Consider the following 14,113-nt stretch of genomic DNA (forward strand, 5'->3'; position numbering starts at 1 on the left):
CTCAGCGGGCCCGCCGTCACTGCCCGGGAGTCGGTCCCACACCGTGCTGCGCTATCTGCCGTTCCTGCTGATCATCGCGCTGACCATCTACGCCTTCATCGACTGCCTGAACACGCCCGAGGAAGAGGTCAAGCACCTCCCCAAGGTGGTCTGGGTGATCATCATCCTGCTCTTCTCCATCGTCGGGCCGGTGATGTGGCTGTTCGCGGGGAAGAAGCGGGCCGCCGCGGGCGGCGGACGGCCGCGCCGGAGCCAGTGGGTCGCACCCGACGACAACCCGGAGTTCCTCAAGCGCCTGCGCGACGAGCAGGAGAGGGACCGGGACAAGGACCGGGACAAGGACAAGGGCTCGGACTGACCCGCGAGGGCCGGCCCGCGCCGGTCACGCCGCGGCGGGGGACGCGTACTGCTCGCGCAGCGCGGCCCAGTGGCCGCCGGTCCAGGCGGTCCAGTCCGCCGGCCGCCCGGCCAGCGCGGACTCCAGCAGCTCGAAGTGCTCGTGCCAGCCGGCCAGGCAGTCCAGCCGCTCGTTCTCGGGACCGCCCCGCTCGTTCACGAAGCGGATCACCGTCGAGTCGGTGCCCACGGGCTCCAGGTGGAAGCGGATCCGCCCGTGTCCGCTCACCGTGTACTCGACGACCCGCTCGACGTCCCAGGCCGTGACGTGCCCGGTGACCACCGTCCCGGTGTTGAGCCAGCGCAGGGTGACCGCTCCGCCGAGCCGGCGCTCCAGGACCTCGGCCCCGGCCAGCCAGCCGCGCAGCCCCTCGGGCGTGGTCAGGGCCGGCCACAGCGTCGCGTAGGCGTACGGGAGGTGCGGCTCGAAGCGGATCCGCCAGAGGTCCGCGCCGCGGCTCTCGCTGGTGCCATGGCTCACGGGAGGCATGACACCAGCGTCCCACTCCCGCCGGTCAGACGCCCGCGTACGAGTGCTTGCCGCTGAGCAGGATGTTCACGCCGTAGTAGTTCCAGATCCAGCAGGCGAAGGCGAAGAGCGCCAGGTAGGCGGCCTTGCGGCCCTTCCAGCCGGCGGTGGCCCGCGCGTGCAGGTAGCAGGCGTACGCCACCCAGGTCACGAAGGACCAGACCTCCTTGGGGTCCCAGCCCCAGTAGCGGCCCCAGGCGTCGCCCGCCCAGATCGCGCCCGCGATGATCGTGAAGGTCCACAGCGGGAAGACGGCCGCGTTGATGCGGTACGAGAACTTGTCGAGCGAGCCCGCCGAGGGCAGCCGCTCGAGCACCGAGGAGGCGAACCGCCCCGGCTTGCCGCCGCCCGCGAGCTTGGCCTCGTACGCGTCGCGGAAGAGGTAGAGGACCGCTCCGGCCGCACCGATGTAGAAGACGGCGCCGCAGAAGATCGCGGTGGAGACGTGGATCCACAGCCAGTACGAGTGCAGGGCCGGGACCAGCTGGTCGCTCTCGGTGTAGAGCCAGGTCACGGCGATGCCGAGGTCCAGCAGGACCGTGGTGACGAGGATCAGGCCGAGCCAGCGGACGTTCTTCTTCAGGGCGAGCAGTACCAGGTACGCGCCGACGGCCACCGTGGAGAAGGTGATCGAGAACTCGTACATGTTGCCCCAGGGGGCCCGCTGCACCGACATCGCGCGGGCCACGACGCCGCCCGCCTCGATGAGGAAGGCAAGCGCGGTCAGCGAGACCGCGATCCGCCCGTACAGGTCGCCCTGTACGGTGCCGCCCGCGGCGCCCGGGCCGTCCGGCACGTCACGGGTGCCCGCCGCGGAGCGGGTGACGACCTTCGGCTTGTCGAGGACGGCCGTGCTGCCGGCCTTGCCCCGGACCTGCACGGCGGGGGCGGCGGCGGTCTTGGCGGGGGTCAGCGCGGCGGCCGTACGGGCCACCTTGCTGCGGCTGCCGAAGGTCCACTCGGCGATGTGCGCGAAGAAGGCGAGCATGTAGACCGCCATCGACGAATAGATCAGGTAGTTGCTGATCTGAGCCAGGTTCTCGTTGGCTGCGGCAGCGAGCGGCGTCATCCGCGCTCTCCTTCGGGGTTTTCTTCGACAGGTTCGGCGGGCGTCGCGGTCGGCGCCTGCTCGTGCAGCGTGGCGGCGAGGTCCGCCAGCTCCTCCGGGAGCCTGGCGGACTCGCTGCGGCCGAGGCCCGCCATCTCGACGACGGTGACGCCGTCCTCGCCGGCCACCGCGCGGACCCAGATCCGGCGGCGCTGGATGAACAGGGATCCGGCCAGGCCCGCGATGGCGGCGATCGCGCCCGCGAGGGCGAGGCCGCTGCCGGGCTGGTGGGTGACGGAGAAGGTGGCCCAGCGCTCGATGCCCTCGAACTTCACGGTGCCGGCGCCGCCCGGCAGGGTCATCGTCTCGCCGGGCGCCAGCTTCTGCTTGAAAGGCTGGCCCGACTCGTCCTTGTACGACTCCATCTTGGTGGTGTCGAGCTGGTACACGTTCTGCGGCAGGCCCGAGTCCACGCCGAGGCTGCCGTGCCAGGCGTTGAGCATGAGCCGCGGCATGAACGTGTCCGGGAACTGGGAGAACATCGTGCCCTGGCCCTCGCCGGCGAACGTCGGCACGAAGACGGCGTTGAAGCCGAGCTGCTCCTTCTTGCCGTCCTTGTCCTTGTAGCCGTCGGTGACCTTGATGGCACCGGTGGAGGTGAGGTTGGCGTCCTGCGGGAGCACCGGCACGGCGTCCTTGAAGACCACCTTGCCGGTGGGGTCGGTCACCGAGACCACCGGCGCGTAGCCGTGGCCGAGCAGGTAGACCTTGGAGCCGTCGACCTCGAGCGGCTCGTTGACCTGGATCTCGCGCTTCCGCGGGGTGCCGTGCGCGCCGTCGGAGAAGGTGACGTACGCCTTGAAGTCGCGCGGGGTGCCCTTCTGCGGGCCGGTCAGCTCGTAGGTCGCGTCGAACTTGTCCAGGGTGAACGAGAACGGCGGCAGGTCGTCTGGGTCGAAGAGGGCGCCGGACTTGAAGTCGTCGTACTGGGTGAGCGTGTTCGAGAAGCCGGTGCCGCGCAGGACGAGCTTGCCGCCCTCGGACTTGAAGTACTGGCCCCAGGCGAAGGCCACCAGCATCACGATCAGCGCGACGTGGAAGATCAGGTTCCCGGCTTCGCGCAGGTAGCCCTTCTCGGCGGCGACGGAGTTCCGGCCGCCCGCCGCCTCGGTGCGGAAGCGCCGCCCGGCGAGCAGCGACTTCGCGTGCGTGAGCACCTCGTCCGGGGAGGCGGCCGTGCGCCACGTCGTGTACGCGGGCAGCCGGTCCAGCCGCTTGGGGGCGCCGGGCGGGCGGCCGCGGAGCTGGCCGACGAACTGCCAGGAGCGCGGCAGGATGCAGCCGATCAGCGAGACGAACAGCAGCAGGTAGATCGCGGAGAACCACACCGAGCCGTAGACGTCGAAGAGCTGGAGCTTCTCGGCGACGGTGACCCAGGACGGGTTGTCCCTCTTCCAGACGGCGACCTTCATGGCGTCGACGTCGGTCTGCGGGATGAGGGAGCCGGGGATGGCGCCCAGGGAGAGCAGGAAGAGCAGGATCAGCGCGACCCGCATGGAGGTGAGCTGCCGCCAGAACCAGCGGGCCCAGCCGATCACGCCGATGCCGACGGGGCCGCGGTCCTCGAGGGGGGCGGTGGAGAGCTGGGAGCCGGCCGCGGTCTCGGCCGCGTCCGTGTCCGTCTCCGTGCTCGTGTCCGCGTCCGGGTCCGCGGACTCGTGGGGCGCCTCGGTGGACGTGTTGTCTGTCGTACTCATGTCCGTGTAGTCCTCAGATCCCCACCGTGAAGCCTTGGGTCCAGCTCTGCATGTCGCTGACGATGCTGTCCCACATTCCTGTGACGAGCAGCAGACCGGTCAGGATCAGCATGCCGCCGCCGATGCGCATGACCCACGCATAGTGCTTCTTCACCCAGCCGAACGCCCCGAGCGCCTTGCGGAAGGCGATCGCGGCGAGGATGAAGGGCAGACCGAGCCCCAGGCAGTACACCACGGTCAGCAGCGCGCCCCGGCCGGCGCTCGCCTGGTCGAGGGAGAGCGTGGTGACGGCCGCGAGGGTCGGGCCCATGCAGGGGGTCCAGCCGACGCCGAAGAGCACGCCGAGCAGGGGCGCGCCGAGCAGGCCCGCCGTCGGCTTCTTGTGGAAGCGGAACTCCCGCATCGTCAGGCCCGGGATCGCGCCCATGAAGAAGAGGCCCATGAGGATCACCACTCCGCCGAGCACCCGGGAGATGATCTCGTTGTTCTCCCGGAGGGTCTCCCCGAAGAAGCCGAAGAGCGCGCCCGTGGACACGAAGACGGCGGTGAAGCCGGCGATGAACAGGAGCGCGCCGGCCAGCATCCGTCCGCGCCGCGCCTCGGCGAGGTCGGCGCCGCTGACCCCGGTCACGTAGGAGAGGTAGCCGGGGACCAGCGGCAGCACGCAGGGCGAGAAGAAGGACACCAGGCCCGCGAGCAGCGAGATCGGCAGGGCCAGCAGCAGCGCGCCGCTGAGGACCGTCTCGTTCACCCCGGTGGCCTCGGCGGCGAGGACGTAGTCGACCACGGGTGTCACTTCTCCGCGAGGAGCGGGTCGATCATCGAGCGCAGCTGTTCCTCGTTGACCGCGACGAGGGTGCGGGCGGCGATCCTGCCCTGCTTGTCGAGGATGATCGTGGAGGGGATGGCCGACGGGTTGAGGGTGCCCTTGGGGAAGCGCAGGATCAGCTTTCCGGCGGGGTCGTAGAGGCTCGGGTAGGTGATCCCGTAGCTCTCCTCGAAGGCGGTCGCGTTCTGCTTGCTGGTATCGCGGGTGTTGATGCCGACGAAGGCGACGTCCTTGCCGGCGTCGGCCATCTCCTGGGAGACCTTGGCGAAGTACGGGGCCTCGGCGCGGCACGGCGGGCACCAGGAGCCCCACACGTTGAGGACGACGACCTTGCCCTTGAGCTCGGTGGTGTCCAGGGTCTTGCCGTCGACGGTCTCGCCGTCGAGCTTGGGGGCCTCGGTGCGCTCGCCGGCCGCGACGGTGGAGATGCCGCCCTTGCCGGTGACGTAGTTGCCGCCGGAGCCGCCGGAGGGCTTGCCGCCGCCGTCCGAATCGTTGCAGGCCGTCAGGGTCATGAGGCCCGCGACGGTGGCCGCGGTCAGCAGGAGTGCGCGGCGGCCGCTGGTCGAGCGGCGGCGGGGGGCGCGGCTAAGGCTCATGTGAAAAGTTTCGCATGGGCGATATGCGGATCTACCGCACCCCCCGCAGGGCCGTGAAGGTGCTGGTCAGGCAGCGGCGAGGTACGCGGCCCAGCCGACGCTGGGCGACTGGCCGGGGCCGAGGGCGCGGAGCTTGGCGAGCACCTTGGGGTCCTGGACGTCCAGCCAGTCGGTGAACTGCCGGAAGGATACGAGCCGTACATCCCTTTTGTCTGCCATGCCCTTGAGGGCTTCCTCCACGGCGTCCATGTAGATGCCGCCGTTCCACTCCTCGAAGTGGTTGCCGATGAAGAGCGGCGCACGGTTGGTCTCGTAGGCCCGCCGGAAGCCGCCGAGGTAGGTGGCGGTGGCCTGGGCACGCCAGCCCCGGTAGTTGGCGGGGACGCCCCTGGTGGTGTTCTTCGACTGGTTGGCGAGGATGTTGTAGTCCATCGACAGCACCTCGAAGGAGCGCCTGGGGAAGGGCAGCGACTGGAGCGGCAGGTCCCAGACGCCCGACTTCTTCACCGGCCACACCTGGAGGCCGCCGGGCGAGCTGGAGTCGTAGCGCCAGCCCAGCTCGCGGGCGGTCGGCAGCAGGCTGTCCTGGCCGAGCAGGCACGGGGTGCGGGCGCCGGCCAGTTCCTTGCGGTAGTCGAAGGGCAGCGGGTCCACGTCGGTGAAGCCGGTGTTCGTGCGCCAGTTGGTGACGAAGGACACGGCCTGGTCGATCTCGCTCTGCCAGTCCTGCGGGGTCCACCTGCCGACCGAGCCGGATCCGCCGCAGAAGTGGCCGTTGAAGTGGGTGCCTATCTCGTGCCCGTCGAGCCAGGCCTCGCGGACGTACTTGAGGGTGGCGCGGACGTTCTCGTCCTTGAGGTAGCCGATGTCGGAGGCCCCGACGGGATTGTTCGGCGGGTGGTAGAGGGCCCTCTTCGACTCGGGCAGGAGGTAGAGGCCCGAGAGGAAGAAGGTCATGCCCGCGCCGTGGTCCTTGGCGAGCTTGAGGAAGCGCGGGAAGAGACCGTTGCCGATCTCGCCCGCACCGTCCCAGCTGAAGACGACGAACTGCGGCGGGACCTCTCCCGGCTGGAGGGGCACGGGCTTGTCCGGCTGGTGGGGCTGCGGTCCGGTGTCGGCGGTGGAGCCGTCGCCGATCGGCCTGGCCGGGGGCGGCCCGGGGGTCTCGGTGGACATGGGGCCGGGTTTGCCCGGACCGGATCCGCCGCCGCCGCCGCAGCCCGCGATGCCCGCGGCCGCGGCACCCAGTCCGAGCCCGAGCACTCCCCTTCGACTGAAGTCGCGCATGTCACCGTCCCGTCGTCAGACCCAAGAGCCATGTTCCGTTATATAAACGGACAATTAGCCTGAGTTTGTGCGCTGACACGGTGATTCCCGCGCGTCTTGCTATTTATTTAGGCAAAGCTGTAACGAATCGTCACAGCATGTGGATCAGGCGCCGAAGGCCTTCGACTTGCCCTTCACCGGCTTCGCCCCGGCCAGCAGGTGCGCCGGCACCAGGTCCCGGGCCGGCTCGCTGTAGCCCACCGACACCAGCTGGTCGCCCTGGTACGTGAAGGACGTCATCGAGGCGAGGGTGCACTGGCGGCGGCGCGGGTCGTGCCACAGCCGGCGCTTCTCCGCGAAGCTGCGCACGATCCAGATCGGCAGCTGGTGGCTGACCGCCACCGCCTCGTGGCCGCGGGCCGCGTCGCGCGCGGCCTCCAGCGCGCTCGTCATCCGGACCACCTGCTCGACGTACGGCTCTCCCCAGGAGGGCTTGAACGGGTTCGTCAGGTGCTTCCAGTTGCCGGGCTTGCGCAGCGCGCCGTCGCCGACGCCGAAGGTCTTGCCCTCGAAGACGTTCTCCGCCTCCAGCAGCCGCCGGTCCGTGGCCAGGTCCAGGCCGTGGCTCTTGGCGATCGGCGCGGCCGTCTCCTGGGCCCGCTCCAGCGGGGAGGACACCACGTACGTGACGTCCCGGTTCTCCAGGTGCTCGGCGACCCGGTCCGCCATCTGCCGGCCGAGCTCGGACAGGTGGTAGCCGTCCCGGCGCCCGTACAGGACCCCCTCCGGGTTGTGCACCTCGCCGTGGCGCACCAGGTGGACGACGGTGATCTCGCTGCTGCTCATGCGGTGGCCTCCGCGGCGGCCCGGGCCGCGGCCGGCAGGGCCGCCGCGATCCGCTCGACCGCCCGCTCGTCGTGGGCGGTGGACACGAACCAGGACTCGAAGGCGGACGGCGGCAGGTAGACACCCTGCGCCAGCATCGAGTGGAAGAAGCCGTTGAAGCGGAAGGACTCCTGCTTCTTGGCGTCGTCGTAGTTGCGCACCTCGTCCTCGGTGAAGAAGACCGAGAACATGCTGGACGCGGTCTGCACCCGGTGCGCCACGCCCTCCTTGGCGAGCGCCGCGGTCACCAGCCCCTGGATCTCCTTCGAGACCGCGTTCACCTTCTCGTACGCGGCGTCGTCCAGCAGGCGCAGCTGCGCGAGGCCGGCGGCGGTGGCGATCGGGTTTCCGGAGAGGGTGCCCGCCTGGTAGACCGGGCCGGCCGGGGCCAGGTGGCCCATGACATCGGCGCGGCCGCCGAAGGCCGCGGCCGGGAAACCGCCGCCCATGACCTTGCCGAAGGTCATCAGGTCGGGCTTGACCCCGTCCACGCCGTACCAGCCGGCGCGGGAGGTCCGGAAACCGGTCATGACCTCGTCGGAGATGTACAGGGCGCCGTTCTCGCGGCAGAGGTCGGCGAGCCCCTGGTTGAAGCCCTCGGCCGGGGTCACGACGCCCATGTTGCCGGGCGCGGCCTCGGTGATCACACAGGCGATCTCGCCGGGGTGCGCGGCGAAGGCCGCCCGGACCGCTTCGATGTCGTTGTAGGGCAGCACGATCGTGTCGCCGGCCTGCGCGCCCGTCACCCCGGGGGTGTCCGGCAGCGCGAAGGTCGCGAGCCCGGAACCGGCGGCGGCCAGCAGCGCGTCCACGTGGCCGTGGTAGCAGCCTGCGAACTTCACGACCTTGGCCCGGCCGGTGAACCCGCGCGCCAGCCGGATCGCCGACATCGTGGCCTCCGTACCGGAGGAGACGAGCCTCACCTGCTCGACGGGGGCGACGCGGGCGACGATCTCCTCGGCGAGGGCGACCTCGCCCTCACCGGGCGTGCCGAAGGAGGTGCCGCGGGCGACGGCCGCCTGGACCGCCCCGATCACCTCGGGGTGGGAATGGCCGAGGATCATCGGGCCCCACGAGCACACGAGGTCGACGTACTCGCGACCGTCGGCGTCGGTGAGGTACGGACCGGTGCCGGACACCATGAACCGGGGCGTACCGCCCACGGCTCGGAAGGCGCGCACCGGAGAGTTCACGCCGCCGGGGGTCACGAGGGAGGCGCGCTCGAAGAGCGTCTGCGAAACTGGGGCTTCATACGGGTACGGGTAGCTCACACCAGCCATGGTCTCAGAGGCCGCGACAGACTTGCGGACGGGCGTTTCACCGCGCCGCCGCGGGGGAGGTCACTGCCATGATGATCAGGCTGCGTGGCGGGGGCCGCGGGGCCGGGGCAAGCAAGACCAGTCGGGTGGAGATATGCAACGCGGTGGTGGACCGGGCGAGGGTACGGACGGCCTCGACCCGCAGCGCGCCCGCGAGGCCCGTGAAGCCCGCCGCCGGGGCAAGCACCGCCGCCGCTCCACGGAGGCGGCCGACGCCGTCCCGGTGCCGACGGAAGCACCCGACGGGCTCCCCAGGGGCCGCGGCATGGGCGTGACGTACAAGTACTTCGGCGCCCCCGACGGTGCGACGGCGGCCCGCGTCCCGGTCACGATGCGCCCCGAGGAGCTCGGCGGCGACGAGCTCGGCATGGGCGGCCTGTTCACCAAGATCAAGCCGGAGACGGTGGCCGCGATGGTCCTGACCGGCATCGAGGGCATACCCCTGCACAAGGTGCCCCCGCTGGAGCTGGTCGTCCTCCACCCCGACTACGCGGTGGTCAAGCTCCCCATGACGGTGGTGGACCCGCTGCGCGGCATCGGCGAGGAATCGGTGGGCGCGGCCGCGTTCATCTGGTCCACCGTCCCGGACCGCGGCGGCCCGCGCGACGCGTTCAACGTCTACCAGCTCCTGCACGAGTGGCAGGACTTCTCCCACCGCCTCCACGAGGCCGGCCACCAGCCGTACTGCCTGGTCTGGCCCTGACCCGTCCCTCCCCCTCCGGGGCGGCCCATTCACGGGGCTGCCGCCGGTCGCCCGGCTGGTTCCCGGAACGCGTGACCATCGGGGCGCACCGCCTCCGGCCGGGCGGGCGGCCGGGTGACTCCGGTCCCACAGCCCGCGCGGCGGTCCCCTCTTCCCCCGGATGTGGCCGAACGGGCATGTCGGACGGGATCGTTCGGCGGGTAAGCAGGGATGCGTTCCGCAGCGTTCCGACGAGAGGCACGGCCCATGCGTATCCCCGCCCGCGACAAGGCATCGGCCGATGCCTCCAAGGAGGGCTCCGCCCCGTCCCGGCCGCCACGTGCCGGTGAGGAGCGGGCTCCCGCCGCTCCCGCGTCGGCCGCACTGCCGGCGCTCCAGCGGTCCGTGGGCAACGCGGCGGTGACGCGCATGCTCGCGGCGGGCCACGGCGCCGGCCACGGGCACGAGGACGCGGCGGTGCAGCGGGCGACCGCGCACCAGGTGCTGCGCACGCCCGGTCGGCCCCTGGACGCACCCCTGCGCGAGGAGATGGAGAACCGGCTCGGCGCCGACTTCTCCGACGTACGGGTCCACTCCGATCCCCTGGCCCAGCGTTCCGCGGCCGAGATCGGCGCCCGGGCGTACACCTCGGGCAGCCATGTGGTGGTCACGGACGGCGGGAAGGACAAGCACACCCTCGCCCACGAGCTCACCCACGTCATCCAGCAGCGGCAGGGGCCGGTCTCGGGCACGGACTCGGGCCACGGGCTGCGGGTCAGCGACCCCGGCGACCGCTTCGAGCGGGAGGCCGAGGCCAACGCGAGCCGGGTCATGGCCGGGCCCGCCCCCGACGTGCAGCGCTCCGCCTGCGAGGAGCACGGCGCGCACGCGCCGGCGCCCGGCGGGCCCGCCGTCGTCCAGCGCAAGGGGCCCGAGGATCTCGGCACCTCGCTGCCGGCCGACCCGCCGCGGGGCGGCAACCTGTTCGGCCGGTTCATGGCGAAGACCCGTGCCATGCCGGCGCCTTCGGAGGACCTGGTGGCGCGGGTGCGGGCGGGCATCGCCGCGTACGACGCCGACACCAACCGCGACCCCATGCACTGCATGATGGCGCTGACGGACCTGACGCAGGAGTTCGCCCCGGCCGAGGAGGACGCGGCCGCGGCCGTCAAGCCCTGGCTGTCGGAAGCGCTCCGGGTCATCAAGGACGAACTGGTGCTGGTCAACGACCAGCTCGTGCGCGACAACGAGTTCCCCGACGGGGCGCGGCCGCCGTTCGAGGCGATGACGCAGAACGGCATGCTGTGGCAGCAGGAGCAGTGGGCCGACAGCGCCGCCGCGTTCCAGATGCACGGGGCGAGCTACTTCCGCGAGCTGTCGGAGCTCAACCGGGCCGGGATGGCCAAGGAGATCAACGGGGGCAAGGGCGACCGGAGCTGGGTCGCCGACGTCCGGACCAAGCTGTCGGCCGCGCTCGACCGGAGCGTGCTGTGCCACTACACCGGCAAGTCCCGGGCCGAGGCGATGCTCTCGCAGGGGCAGATGAAGTCGAAGACCGAGCTGATCAAGGCGAACCCCGACGCGCCGAACAACTCGGAGGCCTACGACAAGCACGTGCTGGCCAACGAGGGCTTCGTCTTCTTCTTCCTGGAGGTGGAGAACAGCCCGTTCCGCGAGACGCGGTTCGGCGGCGACGAGCCCGCCCGCATCCAGCTCCCGCTCACCAGGTCCCCCCTGATGAGCCAGGGCTGGCTGATGCTCAGCGACTTCGCGCAGCGCGAGTACCCCACCGTGCGCGCGAAGCCCGGGGACCCGGCGCAGACGCAGAGCAGGCTGGGCACCCGCGAGGAGACCTTCTCGCCCGGATTCGACCTGCCGGTGCGCAAGTTCGACATCGGGGCGGCGGCGGGCGCCGACGCGCTCGACATGGAGAAGGTCATGGAGGCGATGGGCAACGAGTCGGACCCGGACCGCAGGGGCCAGATCATGTTCTCCACGACCCAGGCGCTGTCGGACCCGCACAGCACCATGACCTACGGCGGCGGCGAACAGGAGCAGGTCCACTCGGAGCGGCTGCGGTCCAACACCCTGATGGGCCGGGACATCGTGCCGGGCCTGGTGGAGCGGGCCATCGTGGAGATCCAGCGCCTCGGGGAGGTGAACCCGCAGCTCGCGGACCGGCTCAAGGCGATGTCCGGCCCCGATCTGATGCGCTTCCTCCTCAAGGACCTGCTGCGGCCCCAGGCGATGCTGCCGAACACGGTCGACCTCAGCGGCGCCACGGTGGTCCTGGCCTCCGGTGAGCAGGTCACGGCGCCCGCTTCGCACTGATCGGCGCTCCCGACCTAGTCGAGATCCAGCCAACTTTTTTGCATGCCCAACTGGCATCCACCGGCCCCGAGTTCACTGCTCCGGGGCCGCTGGAATGAGAACGTACGGTCGAAGAACGGACATCCGGCCGGATATCGGAGTACCGATTTCCGGACGGAACGGGGGAGGCGCTCTTTGTCCTGGCGCACTACCTGACCGAGTATGTCTGTTCCGCTCGGGTCACCTGAGGTCGCTGAGTACACCACTCACGTTGAGCACCTCGTGGCATTCCTGCGCCTGACGACCGGTGGCAGGGGTGCCTGGCTTCGCACAGGTCACCTGGACGGTCACAGTCTGGCTCTCGGTGATGCTGATGGGGGTGACCCAGTGGTAGTCCTGGTTGCGGAACGTCTCCAGCGCGATCGTCGTGATCTTGCGGTCGCCGAAACTGATCGTCACCACCCCCTCGTCGCCCTGGAAGTTGGCGACGACGATGTCCGTGATCCCGAACGCCTTGCCCGCGGGCACCGTGTAGGCACCGGTGTTGGTCTGTCCGCCGGCCGTCTGCAGGTCGATCGTGGCCGAACTCTGCTGGCCACCCCCGCCCCCGCCGGACCCGGCACCGGCTCCCGCCCCGGCGCCCGCACCGCCACCGCCCGTCCCGGGCTGGGGGCTCTTGCCGCCGCCCGGCTGGGCTCCGCCGCCGGCGCCCGGGGTCTGCCCGCCGGCGTCAGCGGCGGGGGGCGGCCTGTTCTGGACCGCCTGGTCGGCGGCCTCCTTGGCGGTGCTGCGGACGGCCGGGCGCACCAGCATGAACCAGGCGAGCAGGAGGGCGAGCAGCGCCGCCAGGAGTGCGAGCAGCCAGGTCGGGAAGATCGGGATCTGGACGAACTCCACCTCCAGCGGGGCCCGGACGGGGTCCGGCTCGGCCCGCTCGGCACGCTCGGCCCGCTCCCCGGCGTTCTCGCCGTCGCCTTCGGCGGCCTCGGCCACCTCGACCGTGAACGGCCAGGTCACCGGGGTTCCGAACCACACCGGCGTGCCGGTGCGGACCTTCAGCACCACCTCCGCCGACTCCCCCGGCTCCAGCTTCAGGGCCGCCGGGGCGAAGTCGAACTTCAGCTCCTCACCCGGCTGCGCGGGCGTGAACCCGAGCCGTACGGGGGCGTTGCCCTCGTTGCGCACGGCCAGTCGATAGCGCCCCCGCAGCCAGCCGCGGCGGCGTTTGGGAGCGCTCTCTGCGCGCAGTTCCCGGAACTCCTCGACGTGCACGGTGGTCTCGGGGACCCGCACCGCATCGGGCTGCTCGGTGGGCAGCACGCGCACCGCGAGCGGCATGTCACCCGCCCGCACCTGCGACGAACGCGGCGGGTCCAGGCGGATCGTGACCGTTTCCGAGGTGCCGGGGTAGAGGGAGAGGCGCTCGGGTTCCACCGTGGTCCACGCAGCGCAGTCGCCGACGACCTCCAGGCGGTACGCCTCGACGATGTCGCTGTCGTTGCGGACGGTCAGGCTGGTGGATGCGGTCCCGCCGGGCATCACCGACACCGCCGGGATGTCGAGGCCGGGCGCGCCAGGGCTGGTAGAGGCTGCTGGGGATATCACACCACGACGCTAGAGCGGCGGCTCCGCCGCTTCCACGGGCGCGAGGGCAAGGCCCCGGGCAGCCCCGATGCCCCCGCAGGCTCCTCACAACTCCTCGGCGCGACCCACTCGTTGACCATTCCTCCCCTCCCGTATGCCGACATACGCCTCCCGGAACAGGTACGCCACATGCCCCAGCCTGACAACAACGGACCCGCCCCCTCATCCGGCGCCGGCCAACGGGTCACCGTGGCCGTGTACGCGTCCGACCCGATCCTGCGCGTCGGGGTCGTCCACCAGCTGCGCCAGCGGCCGGAGATCTCGCTCGTCGACCACGCGGACGCCGACACCGCGCAGGTCTCGCTCGTGACCGTGGACACCGTCGACGACGAGACGGCCTCCCTGCTGTACCGGCTGCGGCACAACTCCGACACCCGCACCGGACTCGTGGTCGGCACCTTCGAATCCGGGGACGCGCTCCAGCGCGCCATCGAATGCGGGGTCACCGCGGTGCTCCGGCGCACCGAGGCCGACCAGGACCGGCTCCTGCGGCTGGTCCTGGCGATAGCCAACGGCGAGGGAGTGCTCCCCGGCGACCTGCTCGCGAAGCTCCTCGACCACGTCGGCAGCCTCCAGCGCTCGGCGCTCGACCCGCGCGCCGTGTCCCTGTCCACCCTGACCCCGCGCGAGGCGGACATGCTGCGCCTGGTGTCGGAGGGCATGGACACCGCGGAGATCGCGCGCAAGACCTCGTACTCCGAACGGACCGTCAAGAACGTGCTGCACGAGGTCATCACACGGCTCCAGCTGCGCAACCGCACGCACGCGGTCGGGTACGCCCTGCGCAACGGGCTGATCTGACGGAACGGGACGCCCCGCTGCCCCCGCCACTGCCCGAAAGCGCACCCG

13 protein-coding genes are annotated in these 14,113 nt (G+C 71.1%); 4 read left to right on the forward strand and 9 right to left on the reverse strand.

The features are described from left to right. The first annotated feature begins 43 nt into the window (after positions 1–43). Positions 44–358, forward strand: coding sequence for a PLD nuclease N-terminal domain-containing protein (locus tag ACTVZO_RS19050; RefSeq protein WP_443299537.1), 315 nt, complete (start codon positions 44–46; stop codon positions 356–358). A 24-nt stretch (positions 359–382) separates the two neighbouring features. Here the strand turns inward: ACTVZO_RS19050 and ACTVZO_RS19055 are convergent, their stop codons facing one another. The 8 genes from ACTVZO_RS19055 to hemL all read right to left on the reverse strand — a co-directional run bounded on the left by ACTVZO_RS19055 (position 383) and on the right by hemL (position 8,589). Next, the gene (locus ACTVZO_RS19055; protein ID WP_443299538.1) at positions 383–886 is read right to left on the reverse strand and encodes an SRPBCC domain-containing protein; all 504 of its coding nucleotides are present in this window, start codon (positions 884–886) and stop codon (positions 383–385) included. A 25-nt stretch (positions 887–911) separates the two neighbouring features. Then, positions 912–1,994, reverse strand: coding sequence for a c-type cytochrome biogenesis protein CcsB (gene ccsB / locus ACTVZO_RS19060; RefSeq protein WP_443299539.1), 1,083 nt, complete (start codon positions 1,992–1,994; stop codon positions 912–914). Continuing rightward, complete coding sequence (resB, locus tag ACTVZO_RS19065) at positions 1,991–3,730, reverse strand: cytochrome c biogenesis protein ResB (RefSeq protein ID WP_443299540.1); 1,740 nt, start codon at positions 3,728–3,730, stop codon at positions 1,991–1,993. The genes ccsB and resB overlap by 4 nt, the downstream gene beginning before the upstream one ends. A 13-nt stretch (positions 3,731–3,743) precedes the next feature. Further along, entirely contained in the window at positions 3,744–4,517 is a 774-nt protein-coding gene (locus ACTVZO_RS19070) for a cytochrome c biogenesis CcdA family protein (protein WP_443299541.1), read from the reverse strand. A gap of 5 nt (positions 4,518–4,522) precedes the next feature. Beyond that, positions 4,523–5,158, reverse strand: a complete 636-nt coding sequence (locus tag ACTVZO_RS19075; protein ID WP_443299542.1) for a TlpA family protein disulfide reductase — start codon at positions 5,156–5,158, stop codon at positions 4,523–4,525. Between the two features lie 66 nt (positions 5,159–5,224). After that, on the reverse strand, positions 5,225–6,445 hold the full coding sequence (locus ACTVZO_RS19080) for a hypothetical protein (RefSeq protein ID WP_443299543.1): 1,221 nt from the start codon (positions 6,443–6,445) through the stop codon (positions 5,225–5,227). 144 nt (positions 6,446–6,589) lie between these two features. Beyond that, the gene (locus ACTVZO_RS19085; RefSeq protein WP_443299544.1) at positions 6,590–7,270 is read right to left on the reverse strand and encodes a histidine phosphatase family protein; all 681 of its coding nucleotides are present in this window, start codon (positions 7,268–7,270) and stop codon (positions 6,590–6,592) included. After that, entirely contained in the window at positions 7,267–8,589 is a 1,323-nt protein-coding gene (gene hemL / locus ACTVZO_RS19090; RefSeq protein WP_443299545.1) for a glutamate-1-semialdehyde 2,1-aminomutase, read from the reverse strand. Before hemL ends, ACTVZO_RS19085 begins: the two co-directional genes overlap by 4 nt. A gap of 304 nt (positions 8,590–8,893) precedes the next feature. On the opposite strand from hemL, the gene ACTVZO_RS19095 reads away from it, so the two are divergent. Beyond that, positions 8,894–9,331, forward strand: coding sequence for a hypothetical protein (locus ACTVZO_RS19095; RefSeq protein ID WP_030161262.1), 438 nt, complete (start codon positions 8,894–8,896; stop codon positions 9,329–9,331). A 246-nt stretch (positions 9,332–9,577) separates the two neighbouring features. Then, positions 9,578–11,641, forward strand: coding sequence for an eCIS core domain-containing protein (locus tag ACTVZO_RS19100; RefSeq protein WP_443299546.1), 2,064 nt, complete (start codon positions 9,578–9,580; stop codon positions 11,639–11,641). A 219-nt stretch (positions 11,642–11,860) separates the two neighbouring features. On the opposite strand, the gene ACTVZO_RS19105 is transcribed toward ACTVZO_RS19100, so the two are convergent. Further along, positions 11,861–13,225, reverse strand: a complete 1,365-nt coding sequence (locus ACTVZO_RS19105; protein ID WP_443299547.1) for a COG1470 family protein — start codon at positions 13,223–13,225, stop codon at positions 11,861–11,863. A gap of 168 nt (positions 13,226–13,393) precedes the next feature. Here ACTVZO_RS19105 and ACTVZO_RS19110 point away from each other — a divergent pair, with 168 nt between their 5' ends. Beyond that, complete coding sequence (locus tag ACTVZO_RS19110) at positions 13,394–14,065, forward strand: LuxR C-terminal-related transcriptional regulator (RefSeq protein WP_443299548.1); 672 nt, start codon at positions 13,394–13,396, stop codon at positions 14,063–14,065. The last annotated feature ends 48 nt before the right edge of the window (positions 14,066–14,113 follow it).

The organism is Streptomyces sp. IBSNAI002 (assembly GCF_052244475.1).
Taxonomy (GTDB): Bacteria; Actinomycetota; Actinomycetes; order Streptomycetales; family Streptomycetaceae; genus Streptomyces.

What these genes read in the sequence shown, in the direction of transcription:
- hemL (WP_443299545.1), bottom strand. Translation starts at nt 8,589, where the DNA reads ATGGCTGGTGTGAGCTACCCGTACCCGTATGAAGCCCCAGTTTCGCAG.
- ccsB (WP_443299539.1), bottom strand. Translation starts at nt 1,994, where the DNA reads ATGACGCCGCTCGCTGCCGCAGCCAACGAGAACCTGGCTCAGATCAGC.
- ACTVZO_RS19095 (WP_030161262.1), top strand. Translation starts at nt 8,894, where the DNA reads ATGGGCGTGACGTACAAGTACTTCGGCGCCCCCGACGGTGCGACGGCG.
- ACTVZO_RS19075 (WP_443299542.1), bottom strand. Translation starts at nt 5,158, where the DNA reads ATGAGCCTTAGCCGCGCCCCCCGCCGCCGCTCGACCAGCGGCCGCCGC.
- resB (WP_443299540.1), bottom strand. Translation starts at nt 3,730, where the DNA reads ATGAGTACGACAGACAACACGTCCACCGAGGCGCCCCACGAGTCCGCG.
- ACTVZO_RS19055 (WP_443299538.1), bottom strand. Translation starts at nt 886, where the DNA reads ATGCCTCCCGTGAGCCATGGCACCAGCGAGAGCCGCGGCGCGGACCTC.
- ACTVZO_RS19110 (WP_443299548.1), top strand. Translation starts at nt 13,394, where the DNA reads ATGCCCCAGCCTGACAACAACGGACCCGCCCCCTCATCCGGCGCCGGC.
- ACTVZO_RS19080 (WP_443299543.1), bottom strand. Translation starts at nt 6,445, where the DNA reads ATGCGCGACTTCAGTCGAAGGGGAGTGCTCGGGCTCGGACTGGGTGCC.
- ACTVZO_RS19100 (WP_443299546.1), top strand. Translation starts at nt 9,578, where the DNA reads ATGCGTATCCCCGCCCGCGACAAGGCATCGGCCGATGCCTCCAAGGAG.
- ACTVZO_RS19085 (WP_443299544.1), bottom strand. Translation starts at nt 7,270, where the DNA reads ATGAGCAGCAGCGAGATCACCGTCGTCCACCTGGTGCGCCACGGCGAG.